Raw genomic sequence first — 19,596 nt, forward strand, 5'->3', positions numbered from 1 at the left:
CTCAGCTTCTTTCACTTTCGTTTGCCTATTCAGATGAGCTATGGCGTTACTGCCGCCTTGCTGCGGCGTGCGTGAGAAGCGCCGCGCTGCAGCTGGCGGACAACGTCCGCCAGCTCTTGGACGCTTGGCCCGCGGAATGCGGCGGCTTCGCCGAAGCGCGCGGCTTCGTCCCAGCGCAGGAAGCGGTCCATCGCCGCCGCATCGCCGCTCGTGAGCGGCAGCTGCGCGCTGTATACGCGCGCGCTCTGCGCCGGCGTGCGGGCGCCGAACCGGCGCTCGACGCGCCGCCACAGCGCATCCGATGCGGCGAGATAACTCGCCCGCATCGCGAGCGCGCTCGGCGCGTCAGCGCCTGCTGCGCGCGCATAGCCGCGCAGCGCTGCGGCTACGCCGCGCCGGCGCAGCCGGGCGGCGCCATGCGCCGCCAGCGCGCCGGCCGCGAGCGCGGCTGCGCCAAGCGCCGCGGCCAGCGGCGCTGACGGCGGCCATGCCGCCGTCCAAGCGGCTTCGCCGCCGGCAGCGACACGGCCGGCGGCGTGCCGCACCGCGTGCGCGAGGGCTTCGCCCGCTCGCGCGAGCGCGTCGGCGGTCCGCGAAGCGGCCGCCGACAGCCAGGCACCGGCGCCGCCGTCTTGCGCGGCGCTGGTGCCTGGGGCAGCAGCATCGGGCTGGCTGTGGCCGCCCGATGCGCTGCTGTGCGCTGCGGCTGCGGAAGGCTGAGCAGCCGATGCGCCGCTGAAGCCCGGCGTTGGGTCGAATGGTACCCAACCAACGCCGGGGAAATACACCTCAACCCATGCATGCGCATCTGAATCGCGCACGACATACGACGCCTTACTCTTCGCGCCTGCGCCCGTTGTCGCATTAGCCAGTGACAAACCCTGCACATCGGAAGCCCCGCCAGAGACTCCCGCCGTACCAGCTGCTTCCCCAGCCATTCCAGCAATGATCGCCCCTGCCAACTTATCATCCTCGGTGAAGCTCATCAGCTTATTGGCTGCGCCGGGCCAAGCTCCGTTGCCTGCTCCGAGCTTGGCGCTAGCGAACGTTACACTCCCTGCTCCTCCGGTAGAACGCACCGTCTCTGCAGGCACAGCTCCATCTGTTTCTGAAGCAAGCTCCCCTGGTGCAAAACCTTTCACCCAACGAGCCGGTATCCCCTGCGTACGCAGCATAACGACCATCGCCGTCGAGAAATGAACGCAGTATCCTTGCTGCTGCTCGAACAGAAAATCATCTACAAAATCCGATCCGACCGGCGGCTGATCCGTTTCATCAAGCGAGTACGTGTAATGCGTCTTCAGGAACGATTCCAACGCCTTCACCTTCGCATAGCGAGTCATGCCGCCCCAGCTGTCCTGCCCATCGGCAATGACTTGCGCCGCCATCTCCGAGATGCGTGACGGCAAGCTCGAAGGCAGCTGCGTGTACTGCTTCACAATGGCTTCCGGATCATCTTCGGTCGGCCCTTGCAGGGAGTTCAATCGCTGCAGCAGCTGTTCCTCAGTCAGCGGAGCCTGTGCCTCAACCGTATATGAAGCCACCTTCACGCTGGTGCCTGGCGCAGACAGCGTTCCAGCGTCCTCATCCTCCCAATAGCGAAGCTGCTGACGCGATGGCGAATCCGACACCAACCGAGTGACAATCGCATTCGTCCCCCCTGCAAAAAGCGGCAATCCCGCTTCCGGCGCCGCCAAATGGAACGTTTCTTTCACCGCGCCAATCGAAGTGCCTGGCTCAGCGACAAGCCTGCTCGACCATTCCGTCTCGCTGTTCGCCCATCCCCGTCCGGTATAGATAGATTTGGACGTGCCGCGCCAATACATCGGTTGATCCGATTCCACAGTGAACATCACCTGATTATTCGAAGCAAGTGATTCGCCTAGCCTGCTATCATCGAATCCGTAACCCGTCGTCGACTGGCCGCTGCCTCGCGCGTTCGCCGTCTGCGCCGAATAGCGATCCGACAACCGATCGATCGCTCCTTCCCATCGGTCAGACATTGCCGCTGTCCAAGCGGCAGGCTCCGTAGACCAAGGCTTCTGATAAGCGCCTAGCAGCGCGGCGGCTGCGATCAGCCCGCCCACAACAAGCGCTCCACCCGTCCAGCGGCTCTGCCACCCCGCCATCCGACCCGCTCTTGACCCATTATCTGCATCCAGCCCATATACTCGATGCACGCGTGCCAGCGTAACAGATCCAGCTAACAACAACCATTCAAGCGATGCTCTCGCAACACCCCACTGGGTATCCATGCCAAGCCATTCATGCAGCAGCAGCAGGTAGAGAAGCGTCGCCAGACCAATTCCATGCGATAGCTGTCTTGCCCATATAATAAGCTGCAATGCAGGAACAAGCAGCGCCCAGCCGAGCAGCAGCACAAGCGCCCGCACCTCTCCTGACATCAGCCACAAGCCCCCATCGGCCAGATGCATCGCTTCATCCGTCATACGTGATGGAAAACCCATCAGCCAAGACAGCGGAGACTGCCCTTCCCCATATAGCCGCCACAGCGTCCATCCGATTACGAGAACATTCCAGAAGAATGCGGCAGCAGCACGCCAGCGAAACAGCTCTCCCGCTGCAAAACACAACACCGCAATAAGCAGCGGCGCTGCATCCACCTTCAGACTGCCAGTCGGGCGAGTCCACGGCAGAATCCATTCCAGCAGCAAGCCGTACAACAGAAGACTCGTCCACAGCCGATGGACAAAAGGAACCGCCTCATACAAGCTGCGCTCCTTACGGCGATCATCTTTCACCTTATTACTGGCTTGCCCGCTCATGGCCTTCACCGCCTTCCGCTATTGCAGTCTGCTGCCCGATATCGCTGCTGTCCGGCATCAGAACCCATACGACGCGAATGCCCGCGCTCTCCCAATCGCGCTGACGCGCTCGCATCGCAGCCGAAGGCAGTCGATTCGCCGTCAGCACATGCACCTCGATGCGGCAGCCATTCGACGCTGCATAGGCAGCCAGCTGCTCGCCGATCTCACCGCTTCTCCACTCCGCCGTAATCAACATGAACGTCGCGCCGCTGCTTATTCCTTCGCGTTTCAGCACGGATTCTACGCTTGTTATTCCTTTCTTGCCCGCAACTGATGCGGCAGTAGATGTCGGCTTCATACGCGCCAACCGTTCTAGCGCCTCCCGCTGAGCCGACAGGCGAGAAGACTGCTGTCCGCTCCCGTTACTGACGGTTTGCTCGCTGCTATCCAGCAGTCGAAAAGAGAGTCCGCTGCTTACCGCATATCGAACTTGCGCAGCAGCATAACCGGCGGCAGCATCAAACCAATAATCGTTGCTGTCATACGCTTCTGCTGCCGTATCAAGCAACAGAAGCAGCGCAGGCGGCTGCGAAGCAGATTCCCGCTTCGTTACCCAGCTTCCTCCCCGTGAAGCAGCCCGCCAATCGATATGGCGAGCATCGTCTCCCGGGCGATACGGCTGACGCTGCATCCCTGATCGGTCAGCTACCGTCGTCCGCTGGCGTGGACGCGCACGTTCCGTTCCATGCACATAACCACCGGCCGAAGTCTCGAGTATTCTGCTCTCCGCCGATGTCTTCGACTTGCTGCCTCCAGTCGGATACTCTAAATGGCCTGACCAATCCGGAAGCACAAGGAAGGACGCCCGCTCCATCCTATCCTTCCCCTCTTGCTTCTCCTGGTTCTCATGTTTGCCTTTGTCGTCTTGATTTGCCATCCGTACAGGAACAACGCGCTTTATAGCGGTTAAGCCAAAAGCATCACCGATGGTTATCTCTATTGGACGATATCGATAGGCGCCCCGCGCCAACTCACGAATCGCATATGTGATCTTCCACTCTCGGGCCTGCCATGGCAATCCGACATGACCATAATGAACCGTCCTCTGCTGTCCTCCACTCTCATTCCTGCATTCCTCACGAACGTACACCCATAAGAGCGGAAGCGGCATTCGCATTCGAAGCGTCAGCGTGACCTGCAGCTCGCCGCCCGCCGCCGCCTCCGGCGCCGATAACATACGGAACGCCTCGATGCCAATGACACGTGCGACAAACACAGGAAGCATCCCGACGACGACGATGCCGCTGAGCAGTACGGCTGCGAATAGCTCTGGCATTTGTCCACGCCATGCAGCAGCCGACACGGCAAACATCCAGCCTGCCGTGAGCACCGTCCACATCCAACGCCGCGTCCGATAGATAGGCTGTTGTTGCAACCGTCCTTGCTTCGGCTTGTTCGCTGTTCCATTCAAAGCGCCCTTTACCTTCGTCGTGCTTGCCGCCCGAGGAATACTGCCGCTATTCATCGCCGGCGCCTCCCAGCAACAGAAGCTGGCATCGGCGTACTGCGTATGATGCGCTCCAGTACCGTCGCAGCCGTCTGTCCGGATGCGGCGTAAGCGGGCTGCACCGTCAACCGATGCGCCAGCACCGGCTCCGCCGTCGCAAGCAGGTCGTCCGGCAGCAGAAACCGCCGGCCTTCCATATAAGCTGTCGCCTGCGCTGCCCGCAGCCAATCCCGCGATGCACGCGGACTCGCGCCAGCTTCAAGCTCCATCGCCGCACGCGTCTCGCTCACGATCGCAACCGCATATGGCAGCAGATCAGGATGCACGTGCACCGTTCTGCACTCGCGCTGCATTCTGCGCCATTCTTCTACTGCGATGACCGGCTTCAGAGACGCCGGATCGACCGACCGATTGTCGGCCAGCGCAGCGAGCAGACGCACTTCATGCTCAACCGACGGATAGCCGATCGACAGCCGCATCATGAACCGATCTGTCTGCGCCTCCGGCAGCGCGAAAGTCCCCTCGTAATCCCACGGGTTCTGCGTCGCAATAAGCATGAACGGCTCTGGCAGACGGCGGCTCTCCCCGTCCGTCGTGACGCACCGCTCCTCCATCGCTTCCAGCAGCGCCGACTGCGTGCGCGGAGGCGTACGGTTTAGCTCGTCGGCCAACACGACATTCGCCATAATCGGCCCCGGCACGAATAGGAAAGAGCCGCTTCGTCCATCCCATACAGAGCCGCCTATTACATCGGCAGGCTGCATATCAGCCGTCAGCTGAATCCGCTTGAACTGACCGCCTATGACGGCGGCGAAGGCGCGGGCGAGCATGGTTTTGCCAACGCCCGGCACATCCTCTAGCAGCACATGCCCGCCTGCTAGAAACGCAGCTAGCACCTTCATAATGACTTCCTCTTTGCCATACAGCACAGACCCGATCTTGCTCTTCATCCGCTCCAGCAGCAGCTCCGGCGGCTCATGCCACTCCCCCGTGCTGCTCCGCACGCCCTCGTCTTCCGGCCAACGCTCATAATTCGTCACGGTCGTCATTGCGATTCTCCTGCCTCCTGCCCTAATGGAAATCTCTTATCTAGCAGTCTCTCCGAAAATAGCAATCGTTAGACGCAATAATATGGATTTGATTCTAAACAACAGTTAAAGCTATAATGAATCTATACAATTAGCATCTGGTACTAATAGTTGGTACTAATGAGAAGCAACGTGGAGGGACTATAGATGAACGGATTATTGAACGGGAAGACCGTTGTTGTAATGGGAGTTGCAAACGAAAGAAGCTTGGCATGGGGCATTGCCAAGTCACTGCACGGCGCAGGGGCTAAACTTATTTTCACTTATCGGAAGGAACGCTCGCTCGCTAAGCTGACGGGATTGCTGCAAGACTCGGCAATTGAGCCTCTAATGTGCGTATCCTGCGATGTAAACGATGATGCGAGCATCGAAGCCGCATTCGAGGAAATCAAGCAGCAGACGGGCGTCATTCACGGGCTCGTTCATTCGGTCGCTTTTGCAGAGAAGGATGAATTGAAGGGTGAATACGTCGATACTTCGCGTGAAGGCTTCCTGCTCGCGCAAGACACGAGTGCTTACTCGCTGGTCGCTGTCGCTAGGGAGGCGAAGAAGCTGATGACAGAGGGTGGAAGCATCGTCACGCAATCGTATATTGGAGCAACCCGCGTCGTTCGTAACTATAACGTCATGGGTGTAGCGAAGGCATCGCTCGAAGCAAGCGTTAGATATTTGGCCGAAGACCTCGGCAAATACGGCATTCGCGTCAACGCGGTTTCAGCGGGTCCGATTCGTACGCTGGCAGCCAAAGGCGTATCGGGCTTCAACGACATCATGACGACGATTGAGGAACGCGCGCCGCTGCGCCGCAACATCGATCAGGACGAAGTCGGGGACGCAACGCTGTTCCTGCTCAGCAGCCTGTCGCGCGGCGTTACCGGCGATGTGCTGCACGTCGACGCCGGCTATCATATTCTGGGTCTTTAACAACAACAAAACGGCCGCCCTCTCAGGCGGCCGTTCCTTCTATTAAGTCTATTACTCTATTATTCCATCAGTCTATGAATCTATTATTCCAATAATCCAATTTACTCCGATCTACTTCACAGCAACCGCATCTTCCACACGGATTAGACGACCATTCTCAACGATGATGCTGGTGAGGCATTCGCCCTCCGCTGCAAGCAGCGATTGACCTTTCTCGAAGAAGTAGTAGGCCTTCGGATAAGCAGCGTAACTCGTGACGACTATTCGGCCGTCCTGAACCGTTACATGTCCGTTCACACACTTCAGCTCTTCGCCATCCATGTATAGGAACGTCTTCGTACCGAAGCCCATCAGATAAACCGCGAGCTCCTCACCCATATCCCAGTCGTCGCCGGTTGCGCCAGCGAACAGATCCGGGTTGTCCTCCATGAAGACGGACTGGCCGAAACGGTTGTGCGAGATTCGCGGCTTGTTCATGTTCGGATTCGGCACGCAATAGGTCGATGCCGCCTCGCCGCGTGCAATCCGCTTCGCTGTCGACTCAACATTCCAATCATAGCAGAGGAAGATCGGCACAACCGAACGATACGCCGCTTCCAGGTAAGCCGGGTTCTTCAAATGCTCATAAGCAACCAGCGACGAGTACGAGACCATGCCTCCCCACAACGAGTGTGCCATATACGCGAGCGCTTCCCACCAGCGGTCTGGGTTCTGTGCGCGGTAATCGTTGCTGTGCCCGATATTCGCAAGAATAAGCTCGCCATAACGCGATGCTTCTTCCGATGCTTCCGCTAGACAAAGCGCCTCACACGTTGGTCCGAAGCCGGCATTGTCATAGAAGTGCTCCGTGATCGCCCCGCGATATGATGCGCTTTGTTCTCTCAGCTGAAGGAAGAACGCGTCCCATAATACCGCCAGCTCATCATACAGCGCCTTGAAATCCGAACGACCGCGAAGCACGTCCATCAGATCCTTCATGAAGTGCGTGAACGTACCGGTAAGCTTCGTTTCCTTCTTCTCACGCGAATCTTCATGCAGCCGATCGTCGAAACGAACGATCATAAGCTCAGCCGCCCATCGCAGATACGTATCTGCCGTATTCAACTGCAGTTCGTTATCTTGATAGCGAGAGAGCAGGTAGAATACGTGGCCGATATAGTCGAAGTCGAAGATGCGATAGAACCCGCCGTACAGCTTGACCGGGCGACGGAAATCGCCGTCCTCGAACCATTTGTTCCGAACATACAGCGCAGCGCTCCGCTCCACCTTATGCACCTGTGACAGATTACGATCAGCGATCAAGTTCTTCAGCAGGACAAAAGAAAGCTTGCCGAGCGACTCGCCTTGGTTCGATTCCGGCAGGAATACATGCGGACGTCCCGATGCCCCTTGCTCGTCATACGAATGCGTGCACAAATAGTCTGCCCGCGCCTCGAGAATGTCTGCGATCGGCTCCGATACGTTGAACACGACGAAGTCCGACGTACCATCATCGAGCAGGATGCGAAGCTTAGCCTCGCCTGGCTCTGTAATCGTCATTCCAATCCGATAACAGGAATCGCCTAGCGATTCCACATGCTCCATCACATTCGAGCGAGATGCGGCCCGCTCCAGCTCAACTGCACGGATTCTGCGTCCCACTGGCAGTTGCACCTTCGCTTCGAATGTGCCGCCGGCGATTACCATCGGCTCATAGCTTACAATCGGATGCGAGAGCTTCCCGCCATTGGTCTGGAACTGCTCGGCACTGTCGAACGGCAACATCGTATACGACCATTCGCTAGCGCCCCGCGGCTCGACCTCCACAACCGACGTATAGATGTCGGGATAAATCCAGCTCTGAGCAGGCTTCTGTTCTTCCGGATACATGCCTTGTCCGGCAAGGATCAACGAATGATACAGAATGCCGTCCAGAGACGGCGATACTTGCTCAAGGAACAGATTCTCATAGCGGCAGTAAGCGCCTAGTGAATAGGTGCGTCCTTGCGTGCCGTAGACGCCAAGATGCGGCCCCATATTGCTGCGACGCATGCCTGCGAATTTCGTATAATCATCGGATATCGAAGGGAACAACGCACATGATTGGCTGATGTTCCGATGTACATTCGTATCCTTGAACATGACGTAGGCAAGCGACATCCATACGTAGAACGAATCGACGATCAGAGGTGCATCCCCGCCATTCACCAGCCGGATGCCCCAAGTAAGGGCATCCTCGCGCTTCGTCGAGAAGGTCTGCTCGACCGCAAAACCTTCGAATGGATAGGTGACAATCAATCGATCCGTTTCCTGCTGAATAGATGGCGTAACACCCGCACTCGAGTATACATTTCCCGCCGTCTTCAACTCGAACATGCCGAATAGCTTGTCTTTATCTTGGTAGCCAACCGAATCGATATAGGTACGATCTACAACCCAGTTCATCTGCTCCGGGTCATCGTTTATGAGAAGCTTATCCACGTAGCCTGCCGCATCAATGGCAATCGAGAACGTTTTGTTGCGCAGTAACACAGTAACTCCCCCAGTCTCTCCAAACGTTGTCTTTGTTATCTCTGTTTGCGGAAACGAATCACGTTCCATGATACGCTCGGCAGCAGAGCTTCAAGCCGTCCGTCCGAGAAGCTGGACGTATCGATCTTGCTTGGCGTTACGGCATTAGGCGTCAGTTCCGTATTCTTCGCCTTCATATCATCATTGGTCATCGTAAGGTGCTCAACGAGCTCATAACCTGCGAAGCTGCGCATATCGCACTCGAGCGCCATTGGCTGCTCCAGATGACGGTTCACGGCGAAGATCGTGACTTCCTCCTGCTCTTCATTGAACAGCGTAACCGATTCCAAGTAAGGTACGTCCGTGAAGTCTTTGCTGTCATAGCGTTCCGTCTCGATGACTGGCTTCAGCGCTGTGCCGCGGCCGTACAAAGAAGCGTGCATGAACGGATAGTAGATCGTCTGGCTCCATGCCGCGCCGCCAGTCGTCGTCATGATTGGTGCAATGACATTGACGAGCTGCGCCAAGCAAGCCATGCGGACACGGTCCGAGTTTTTGAGCAGCGTAATGAGCATCAGGCCAACGACAATTGCATCCTCGAACGTGTACACGTCCTCGAGCAACGCCGGCGCGATTTGCCAAGGATCAACCGCTTTGTCCGACTCGAGCGTATGGAACCACACGTTCCACTCGTCGAACGACAGCTTCATCTCTTTCTTGCTGCGTTTGCTGGCTTTCACATAATCAGCCGTAGCGACAACCGTACGGATGAATTCTTCCATATCGAGCGTACGAGCCAAATAATTGGCCGTATCGTTATCAGAGTTGCCATAGTACGTATGCAGCGAAATATAGTCGACATGGTCATACGTGTGCTCAAGCACCGTTTTCTCCCATGAAGGGAACGTTGGCATCGCGCGGAACGAGCTGCCGCATGCGACGAGTTCAATCGTTGGGTCGACCCACTTCATTACCTTCGCTGTTTCAACAGCCGCGCGACCGTATTCCTCAGCCGTCTTCATGCCGATCTGCCAAGGGCCGTCCATTTCGTTGCCGATGCACCATACTTTAATGTTGTGCGGATCCGCATAGCCATGCGATCGACGCAGGTCGCTGTAGTAGCTGCCGCCAGGATGGTTGCAGTACTCGACCAGATTGCGCGCCGCATCCGGGCCGCGAGTTCCGAGGTTAACGGCCATCATGACGTCCGTGCCGACTTTCTTCGCCCAGTCGACGAATTCATTCGTGCCGACGTAGTTCGGTTCAAGCGAGCACCAGGCAAGCTCCAGCTTCTTCGGACGCTCTGCGAGCGGGCCAACGCCATCCTCCCAGTTGTAGCCGGAGACGAAGTTGCCGCCAGGATAACGGACTACAGGTACTTTCAAGGCACGCACCAATTCGATGACGTCTTGGCGGAAGCCTTGGCTGTCCGCCGTTGCGTGACCCGGCTCATAGATGCCACCGTAAACGGCTCGGCCGAGATGCTCGATGAACGAGCCGTACAGCCGGTTATCGACGTCCGCGATGCGGAACGCACGATCGATCGTCATTGTGGACTTAATCGCGTTGCTCATATTCGCTGCCTCCTGAAATTACTGTTTTTTATTTCATACCCGAAACCGAGATGCCCTCTACGAAGTAACGTTGCGCTACAAAGAACAGAACAACACATGGGATGAGCATCAGCATGGCGGCTGCCATCAAATAGTTCCATTCAATAACGTTGAAGGAGTTTTTGAATTCAAGAATACCAAGCGTAAGCGTCTTAATGCTATCGTCGCTAATGAAGATGAGCGGCTTGAAGAAGTCGTTCCAGAAGAACATGAACGCTGTGATGGATACCGTTGTAATGACCGGCTTCGACAGCGGCAGCGTAACCTTCCAGAAGATTTTGTACACACTCAGACCGTCCAGCATCGCTGCTTCATCCAGACTGCGAGGCAGAGCGACGAAGAATTGACGCAGCAAGAAAATATTATAAGGCGATCCGAACCATTCCGGCACGATCAGCGGTGCAAGCGTGTTGTTCCAGCCCAGTTCACGGAACAGCAAGAACTGTGGAACGATCGTAACTTGCGGCGGGATCATCATCGTTGCAAGAATCAGCATGAAGACGATGTTGCTGCCTCTGAAATTAATGCGTGCCAGACCATAAGCAACAAGCGTACTTGATAGAACCGTACCGATAATGCCAAGACCGGTGACAAGCACCGTATTCTTCATATAAGTAAAGAACGGGACACGCGTAAGCACTTCATGGAAGTTACCCCACTGCGGCTTGCTTGGAATCCATTCCGGCGGAAGCATATAGATGTCGATTCCAGTCTTAAGGCTGGACGACAGCATCCATAGAATTGGAACGATCGCCACGATAGAAGCGATAATGAGAATGGCGTAAATGAGCGTATTGTTAATGATTCGTTGGTTGCGGATCGAAGCGGTTTTGCTTGCCATCTGCGATTACCCTCCTTCTATTTGTCATACGTGACGAAGCGCTTGGACAACTTGAGCTGCAGCATCGTTACGATAAAGACGATTACGAACAACACGACCGACAGCGCAGAAGCGTAGCCCATATTGAAGTACTGGAAGCCATTCTGGTAGATGTACATAACGAAGAACAGAGTCGAGTTGTTTGGTCCGCCATCCGTCATGACATAAGCCTGCGTGAACACTTGGAAGCTGGTGATGATGCCCATGATCAGATTGAACAGGATCGATGGCGACAGCATCGGCAGCGTTACGTGGAGGAACTTACCGAAACGTGATGCTCCGTCGAGCTCGGCTGCTTCATACAAATATCCTGGGATATCTTGCAGGCCGGCCAAGAAGACGATCATTGCGCCGCCGAAGCTCCACAAGCTCATCAGGATCATCGATGGAAGCGACCAATGCTCGTTATAGATCCACTCCGGACCATTAATGTGGAACCAGCCAAGCACTTGGTTGATAACGCCGAATTTCGGGTTGAACATCCAGCTCCAGATCATCGCGACAGCGACACCCGAAATAATGGATGGCAGGTAGAGCATGGTGCGGAATACTTTCGCTCCACGAATCTTCTGGTTCACTAGCAAAGCGGCGGTTAGCGCGACTATTAATTGAAGCGGTACGCTGAATAACGTATAGATCGAGGTTATGGAAAGCGATTTATAAAATAACGAATCGTGGAACATCGTTACGTAGTTGTCGAATCCAATAAATTCAGGTGAACTGATCAAATTCCAGCGGAATGCACTTATCGCAAACGAATATAGGACTGGAGCGCCCGTGAACAGCAGAAATCCGATAATCCATGGCGATATGAAAATAAAACCAGCCAGATTGTTTCGTTTCATATTCCCATTCTCCCTCACATTAGACAAGGAGCGGCCGACCATAATGCCGCTCCCTGCACATGCAATTCTTATTTGTTGTTTAGATCGATGATCGATTGCGCTTTAGTCTGGAATGCCTTCATTGATTCTTCAGCTGTCAATTTGCCTGTGTAGATCTGTTCCAGTTGTTTCTCGAATTCATCTGTAATTTGTTTCACGCCTGGTGCGTATGGACCGATACGTCCGTAGTTAACAACATCACCTACAAATGCCGTTCCTGCCGGTTGGCCGGAATCGTAAGGCTTCTGCTCGAGTACCGATTTACGCGTTGGCACATAACCAAGACGCTCGGATACGCCCTTCTGAATTTCAGGACCGCTCAGCCATTTGATAAGCTCCCACGTTTCTTGCGGATGCTTCGACTTCTTCGCGATCGTGAAGTACGACGAGTGAAGGATCGTATTCGCATCTTTGTTCTTCGGAAGCGGTGCAATGTCCCACTCGAAGTTTTTAATATCTTTGTACGTATCCTTCAGCCAGATGCCGTTGCGCGTCATTGCAACCATACCGCTTGGGAACAGGTCGCCGCCGCCGGACATTTCGGCAATGGTTGGTGCAATGCCCTTCTTCAGCGTCACATCTGCCCAGAACTGAATCGCGTTAATAACTTCTGGGGAATCGAAGTTTGCTTTGCCATCCTTGAAGATGTCGCCGCCGTTCTGACGAATCGCTGCTTCTGTCGGCAGCCACCAGCTTGTCATGCCATCCGTGCCGTATTGCGTTACTTTGTTGCCGTCCTTAACTGTCAGCTTCTCAGCAGCCGCTACATAATCGTCCCATGTCCAAGTGCCGTCCGGATACTTTACGCCAGCTTTATCGAACAGCGTTTTGTTATAGAACATAACTTCCGGCGCCAACGTATAGTTCAAGCCGTACAGCTTGTTGTCGAGTTTAGCCAGTTCAAGGGTATTATCGTAGAAGTCGTTCAGATCAAAGGACGTATCCTTCTCAATGAAAGGCGTCAGATCCTGGATAACGCCTTGCTTCGCCAAATCCGGCGTCGTCGTTTCGTACAACGTCATCATGTCTGGTGCTGTACCGCCAGCAATCATCGTCATCAACTTATCTTCATAAGCGTCTGGAATGTAAACTAGCTTCGTCTTGATGTTAGGGTGGGTAGACTCGAATTCAGCAAGCGCCTTCTCCCAGATCTCTTTCTCTCCCCAAATCGACATGCTGATTTCAACTTTTCCGCCGCTTCCGCTTGTGCCGTTCGCTTCCTCTTTACCGCTGCTGCCACAACCAGCAACAACGAGCATCGTCGAAAGTGTTAAGAGTGCTACAACCTTTTTCATGGTGATCAACCCTCCGATTATAGTTGTTCCCTTTGTCTTGTCTTTACCATGCCTACCTACTTTGTTCTAAGTGCAGCCCGTCCAGCCGGCCCTGCACCACCTCCTTTAAAGCGCTTCCATTGCGTTGGCAAAATTAAACGTTTAAACCTAATTCATCATAAAAGGAACAAATATTTATCGATATTCGTTTAAACGTTTAACTTTGTATTCTAAAAAAATGTTTACTGCTTATCCGCTGCTGCCGCAACCGTTTCTCGTTCGATCATTCGGCACTCCAGCTTCGGATTGGATTCCTCTGGCGGGCTGCCATCCAAGATTTCAATCAGCATCGCGATTGCTCGGCTTCCCATTGCTTGCAGCGGAATATCAACCGTCGTAATCTTAGGTGAATAATAGCCGCTGAACTCGCGATTATCGAAGCCAATGACGGATAGCTGCTCCGGAATGTTTACGTTTATTTCCCTGCAAGCATCGATGGCGCCGCCTGCCATGAGATCGTTCATTGCCAGTATCGCTGTTGGCGGAGTCGGCAATGCCATAAGCTCCTTCGCCATCGAATAGCCCGATGAGTATTCCCAGTCACCCGTCTTGATAAGGCTAGGGTCAAAAGGAAGTTGATTGGCCATAATAGCTTTGTAATACCCGTTAAATCTGCCATGTGAAGGCATGGAATCGATCAAACCGCTAATAAGTGCAATTCGCTTATGTCCGCGCTCGATCAAGTAATTCGTCGCTTCGAGCGCTGCGAGTTCATCATCATAATTAACGGAGTAAGCCGACTCCAGCGTAGAGTAGCAGTATACATAGACGACGGGCTTCGCAATATCTATTAGCCCTTTCACATCACGCGTATGAACGCCGATGTAGATAATGCCGTCTACCTGCTTGCTGAGCAGGTCGTCCACCGCTGCGGTAATGATGTGCTTGTAGCGGTCAATATCTTTGAAATGGTTGCCGATTCGCTTATGAATCCGCAGATTCGTAAGGACGATTGTAAAACCGTTCTCCTCGGCATACTCATTAATCCCGTTGATAATTTCCGGTGCGCTGAAGACGGTAATATCCTCAACGATGACGCCGATCGTACTCGTCTTGTTCAGCTTCAAACTCTTCGCAATGTTGTTTGGCTTGTAGTTATGCGCCTCAACAATTTCTAATACCTTGGCTCGTGTCTTATCGCTAATATTACCCCTGCCATTCAACACGTAGGAGACTGTGGCGGTCGACACGTTCGCCAGCTTCGCAATATCCTTGAGCGTGATCAAACCCGTCTTACCTCCCTTGCATCTTATGGCGTCACGCCGTAAGTTAAACGTTTCACTTTTCACACTATATCATCGTGATTTTGTTTTGTAAAGCGTATTCACTACCGTTTTTCGTGACATAAAACGCCATTTTCGAGTTACCGGCAACATCCCGATAGTCCGAAAATGGCGTTAACTAGTCGTTAACTAACGTTAACCTTTTCGTTAACTTAGCAGGGTTTTATCGCTCATTGAATTATGCAGCAGCCCTTAGTTAACGTGTTTATTCCTCGTCCCAATTCCGTGAATGATTCACCTTCTGCCGTGGCTTCCCTGCGCTTGCTCCGCTCCGGCGTTCCTTGCTGCGCTGATCGATGCGTTCCTTACGCGCTTGATGCGCAATCTCCTTGCCTGTCTTCAAGTAGTTGTTATAGCGCCGACGGTCTAGATCGCCAGTCGCTAGAGCCGCAAGCACGGCGCAGCCTTCTTCACGCTCATGGCGGCAATCGCGGTATCGACAATTCGCAGCCAGCGCTGCAATATCGCTGAACGCTTCCTCGTGCCCTTCGTCGGCATGCCATAGCTGCAGCTCGCGCATCCCCGGCGTATCCATAAGCAGCGCTCCGCCCGCAATCGGGAACAGCTCACGATGCGTTGTCGTATGTCTTCCCTTGGCATCATCCTCACGGATGTCCTGTACGCGCATCCGATCCGCTTCGGACAGCCAATTCAGCAGCGTTGATTTGCCTGCTCCGGATGAGCCAGCAACAGCAACCGTCACGCCTTGACCCAAGTAAGGCGCCAGATGCTCCCGTCCTTCTCCATTCATTGCACTAACGACGACGGCTGGCACACTGGCGGGAATGAATGCACGAGTCTGCTCCGCCATTTCTTCCGGATTGGGACATAGATCCGCCTTCGTCAGCACAATAACCGGCTGAGCGCAGCTTCCCATTGCAGCTGTCAAATACCGCTCAATTCGCCGCAGATTAAAATCCTGATTCAGCGCAATGACGAGAAAGAGGAAGTCGATATTCGCACCGATAACCTGCTCCTGCCATTGACTGCCCGCTACTTTGCGGGAAACCGCGGATTGGCGCGGCAGCAGCGCGTGTATGACGACTCGCTCGTCGCCAGGCGCAAGTTCCGCCATTACCCAATCGCCGACAGCTGGGTAATCCCCCTTGCCCGATGCCTCATATTGATAACGTCCAGCCACAGTGCCGAGACGTTCTCCTTCGTTCGTCATCACCCGATAGACGTGAGAGAACTGTGCGGTAACACGCGCCGGCACGAGCGCTCTCGCTTGATGGTGTTCTGCTGCAGCCTCTGCTGCTTTCTTCTCCCATTGCTCATTCCAGCCATACGCTTGCAATACGGAGGTTTTATAACCCTTAATAGGTGTATTATGGTTCAAATGTTTAGCTCCTCTAATGAAATTCATAGTCTTTCTTGAAAATATAATCTCTTTGGTGTCACTCGTTATACTGCAATTTCAGCTTCGTTATACTGTAAGCATGCTCTCAAGGCATGAATCGCCCCATAGTTGTTAGGGCCGTGATTAGCATTGCTGGCGGATGTTCAGCTGTGCGCAGGCTGCAGCCACAATTCGCCCAAAACCAAAAAACCTGCGCGGTCTCCCGGCAGGTTTCCATGCTTGCGCTGACGTATAGACGCACGAAACTAGAGCGCGTCTACACGTCAAACAGCAAAACAAAAAACCGGGGAGACCCAATCGGTCTCTCCCGGTTCAGCTTCCATACACCATGCGTAATGCATGGCGTATGCGTTCATACCGATCACTGTCCATTAACAGTGATCAATATTCGTAAGCGTCCGTAGAGACCGATGGCCATGTAGTTGCTGCGTCGTCATCATTGTTCTCATAGCACATCAGCCTCCTTGAAATTAGTATCACCAGTATATCCCTTAACCGTCAGTTTGTGCAACAACACATTTGATGAATTGGAAATTATTTTACGCCGCGGCCGATGCTGGCGAAACAGCACTTTTATCACCGAGTACGATTTGATCTCCCAGTTGGGACTCAACAACCGTTTTACCTTCGATATGGAGCAGAACTTCGCGCAGGGATGCATACACCTTGCTCTGCTGTACGATTCCTGGCTGTCCGTCACCGGTTGCGAGATCAAAGGCCGTGCCGTCAGACAATACGACATGCACATTCCGATCGGATGCATTCCAGCTTAGCTTGCCGCCCAGTCCGACTATCATATCTCGAAGCGGTATAAGCCAGTCCCCTTCGCCCGTTGCCCAGTACGCACCTGGTTCGAAGAGAAGCGTCCGATCGGCTACGTAAACGACGAGCTCTTTGCCCCCTTGTGCTGCGCCAGCAGTCGTCCCCTCCGTCGATCCACCGTCTACATGCTTACTTATATCTCCTGAGAATACGAATGTACTTGCGCCATTCGCCATTAGCCCTTGACGCACTGCTTTCTCCTCTGCCGACGTTGCTTTCGGACGGCTCCACTTCAGCTTATCCGCGAGGCGGAACGTTACAGGCTCAACAGCTTCTGTTAGAGGTGCAAAGGTGTAGCCTTGCTCTTTATAGTAACGGATAATATCCGGCAACGCCTTCACGGACTCGCCATGGATCGAGCTGTCATGCAGCAGCACGACGGTCTTATCCGACAACTTCGAATTGTGAATGTTCTTAATAATTTCAGCCGCTGGCACTCCTACTCGCACAGAGTCTCCGCTATCGACATTCCAATCGAACATCGTATAGCCTGCCTGCTTCATTGCGTCAAAATACGATTGGTCAAAATTGCCGAAAGTCCCGCCTGGCGCACGTACCAGCTTCGTTCGAATGCCAGCTGCTGCCTGCATTGCATCTTCCGTCTTCACGATCTGTGCAGCGAACTCGCCAAAGCTGTTATACAGCGTTTTATATACATGATCATACGTATGATTGCCAACCGTATGGCCTTCTTCCACAATGCGTTTCAGCATTTCTGGATGCTCATTCACATGCTCGCCGAGTACAAAAAATGTCGCTTTGATGCCTTCCTTCTTCAGAATATCGAGCACCTCAGGCGTCAGCTTGCTAGGTCCGTCATCGAAAGTCAGATAGACGGTACGGCCATTAGGCTTGTCCGGCGCGGTCACTGTATCATTACTGATGGGAGGCTGTTCACCTATCGAACCCGCTTTAATGATGATCGGCTGATTGCCCGTCGTAATCGTTCCTTGCTTGCCGATAGCTGCATCCGTCTGCACCGTACCCGCTTGTTCTTGTATATCAATAGCCTGCCCCGCAGGAGCGACTGCTTGTCCCGCAACAACAGCAACCACTGGATCTGGTGATGGCGCAAGCCATACCTGCTCGTTCACGCTTGCTTCCTCCGCTGCTTCCCCTCTGTCAACAAACCATCCGCTCCACGCCGCTGCACTGATTGCGAATGCCGCTGCAATTACGGCCCTTACGATTCGACGACGAATCATATCCGTCCACCTCGCTCAACATTTCCGGCCTTCCCGGCCTGGTTGATAGATTATATGAGACAGAAGTCTATCAAATGACTCGTAAGAGAAAATATAAATACCTCTATTGATGCTCATATTCCCGCAATCTCTAAGCAAGAAAGCTGCCAGCCTCCTACAACTCATTCCTATCAATTACCCTTGCCTGACATGGACCAATCATCTATCAGCGCCAGCATTCATGATATACTGCCCCCCGCTCTACTTCGTAACAGCCATCCCGTCCAGCAGCGCCTGACCTTCCACTTGCAGCTGGCCACTGTCTCCTCTACCGTCTTCCGCTCATCTGCAATCGCTTGGAGCTCTACGACAAGCTTCAGCTCGAATGACTACCCTAATCCCTTCCCTAAAGACAACAAAAACCGCCATCCACGGGAATCCCGCAGACGGCGGCTGTTAAGCTGCCAGTCTATCTAGCTATTAAAAATCGAAGTCTTCGTCGCGCAGCGTCTCGACATTAAGCGTACGGACATAGCCGTTGCCCTTCTTTGAGAAGAAGTCGTGCTGCTTCGTCCGCGTGCTGATGCCATTGAAGACGATCGGGTTGATGTCTTCCTCTGGGAAACGTGGATCGAGTCCGAGATTCATAAGTGCTTTATTACAGTTGTAGCGCACATAAGCCTGTACTTCGTCCGCAAGGCCTAGTTCCGTGTACAGCTCGCTCGTGTACGCTTCTTCATTCGCATGCAGCTTATCGATAAGCGCGTTCAGCTCATCGAGCGCTTCTTGACGCTCTTCTGGCGTCAGACCGCGGTATACCTCTTGCGCCAGTACGCCAACGTACAGGCCGTGGATACTCTCGTCGCGCAGAATAAGGTCGATAATCTCGCCGCTGCTCGTCATCTTGCCTTGGCCGGCAAGGAAGAGCGGATAGAAGAAGCCGCTGTAGAACAAGTAGCTCTCAAGCAATACCGATGCGGACAGTGCCAGATATAGGCTCTTAGGCGTCTTGATATTGTTGTAATAGACCGAGATCCACTCTGCTTTATTCTGAAGCTTCGGATGGCTCTTCACCCATGCGAAAACGCCGTCGATCTCTTCATTCGTTGCCAGTGTCGTGAAGATACTGCTGTACGATTTGGCATGGATCTGCTCCATCATGCCCATGAACGACAACACAGCCTTGCGCTGCAGCCCGTCGACATGCTCAACGATCTTCGGAATGCCGACGCCGCCTTGAATCGTGTCGAGAAGCGTCAGGCCGCCCAGCACCTTCATATACAACTCGCGCTGCTTCTCGTTCAGCTCGATCCACGACATCTTATCATCCGACAACGGGATCTCTTCATCCGTCCAAAATTGCATAATGTTCTGGTTCCAGAACGTCAACGTAAAGTCGTCGTCCGGGCGGTTCCAGTTAACAGCTTCCAATGCCATCGCTCAACCGTTCCTCTCTATA

At 54.0% G+C, this 19,596-nt stretch carries 13 protein-coding genes; 1 reads left to right on the top strand and 12 read right to left on the bottom strand.

The features are described from left to right. Window positions 1-38: 38 nt before the first annotated feature. The 3 genes from H8B09_RS30600 to H8B09_RS20070 are packed head-to-tail and all read right to left on the bottom strand — an operon-like array spanning window position 39 to window position 5,324. The gene (locus H8B09_RS30600) at window positions 39-2,786 is read right to left on the bottom strand and encodes a transglutaminase family protein (RefSeq protein ID WP_224753799.1); all 2,748 of its coding nucleotides are present in this window, start codon (window positions 2,784-2,786) and stop codon (window positions 39-41) included. Beyond that, a complete protein-coding gene (locus tag H8B09_RS20065; RefSeq protein ID WP_191205355.1) occupies window positions 2,767-4,293 on the bottom strand; it encodes a DUF58 domain-containing protein in 1,527 nt (508 codons plus the stop codon). Before H8B09_RS20065 ends, H8B09_RS30600 begins: the two co-directional genes overlap by 20 nt. Continuing rightward, window positions 4,290-5,324, bottom strand: a complete 1,035-nt coding sequence (locus H8B09_RS20070) for an AAA family ATPase (RefSeq protein ID WP_191205356.1) — start codon at window positions 5,322-5,324, stop codon at window positions 4,290-4,292. The genes H8B09_RS20065 and H8B09_RS20070 overlap by 4 nt, the downstream gene beginning before the upstream one ends. 186 nt (window positions 5,325-5,510) lie before the next feature. Between H8B09_RS20070 and fabI the strand changes: the two genes are divergently transcribed. Then, complete coding sequence (fabI, locus tag H8B09_RS20075; RefSeq protein ID WP_191205357.1) at window positions 5,511-6,287, top strand: enoyl-ACP reductase FabI; 777 nt, start codon at window positions 5,511-5,513, stop codon at window positions 6,285-6,287. Between the two features lie 111 nt (window positions 6,288-6,398). Here the strand turns inward: fabI and H8B09_RS20080 are convergent, their stop codons facing one another. The 9 genes from H8B09_RS20080 to nrdF all read right to left on the bottom strand — a co-directional run bounded on the left by H8B09_RS20080 (window position 6,399) and on the right by nrdF (window position 19,568). Beyond that, entirely contained in the window at window positions 6,399-8,798 is a 2,400-nt protein-coding gene (locus tag H8B09_RS20080) for a hypothetical protein (protein WP_191205358.1), read from the bottom strand. A 35-nt stretch (window positions 8,799-8,833) separates the two neighbouring features. After that, on the bottom strand, window positions 8,834-10,351 hold the full coding sequence (gene arfA / locus H8B09_RS20085; RefSeq protein ID WP_224753800.1) for an arabinosylfuranosidase ArfA: 1,518 nt from the start codon (window positions 10,349-10,351) through the stop codon (window positions 8,834-8,836). Window positions 10,352-10,379: 28 nt separating this feature from the next. Further along, the gene (locus H8B09_RS20090) at window positions 10,380-11,231 is read right to left on the bottom strand and encodes a carbohydrate ABC transporter permease (protein WP_191205359.1); all 852 of its coding nucleotides are present in this window, start codon (window positions 11,229-11,231) and stop codon (window positions 10,380-10,382) included. A gap of 17 nt (window positions 11,232-11,248) precedes the next feature. Then, the gene (locus H8B09_RS20095; protein WP_191205360.1) at window positions 11,249-12,115 is read right to left on the bottom strand and encodes a carbohydrate ABC transporter permease; all 867 of its coding nucleotides are present in this window, start codon (window positions 12,113-12,115) and stop codon (window positions 11,249-11,251) included. 68 nt (window positions 12,116-12,183) lie between these two features. Continuing rightward, complete coding sequence (locus H8B09_RS20100; RefSeq protein WP_191205361.1) at window positions 12,184-13,449, bottom strand: ABC transporter substrate-binding protein; 1,266 nt, start codon at window positions 13,447-13,449, stop codon at window positions 12,184-12,186. Between the two features lie 221 nt (window positions 13,450-13,670). Continuing rightward, window positions 13,671-14,714 carry a LacI family DNA-binding transcriptional regulator gene (locus H8B09_RS20105; protein WP_191205362.1) on the bottom strand — a complete coding sequence of 348 codons (1,044 nt, stop codon included), beginning with the start codon at window positions 14,712-14,714 and terminating at the stop codon, window positions 13,671-13,673. 262 nt (window positions 14,715-14,976) lie between these two features. Then, window positions 14,977-16,110 (bottom strand): ribosome small subunit-dependent GTPase A, encoded by a 1,134-nt coding sequence (gene rsgA, locus H8B09_RS20110; protein WP_224753801.1) that lies wholly within the window; start codon window positions 16,108-16,110, stop codon window positions 14,977-14,979. A 560-nt stretch (window positions 16,111-16,670) separates the two neighbouring features. Further along, window positions 16,671-18,158 carry a polysaccharide deacetylase family protein gene (locus H8B09_RS20115; protein ID WP_191205364.1) on the bottom strand — a complete coding sequence of 496 codons (1,488 nt, stop codon included), beginning with the start codon at window positions 18,156-18,158 and terminating at the stop codon, window positions 16,671-16,673. 459 nt (window positions 18,159-18,617) lie between these two features. After that, window positions 18,618-19,568, bottom strand: a complete 951-nt coding sequence (nrdF, locus tag H8B09_RS20120; protein ID WP_191205662.1) for a class 1b ribonucleoside-diphosphate reductase subunit beta — start codon at window positions 19,566-19,568, stop codon at window positions 18,618-18,620. Window positions 19,569-19,596 lie beyond the last annotated feature (28 nt).

This window comes from Paenibacillus terricola, from assembly GCF_014779765.1.
GTDB classification, from domain to species: domain Bacteria; phylum Bacillota; class Bacilli; order Paenibacillales; family Paenibacillaceae; genus Paenibacillus_T; species Paenibacillus_T terricola.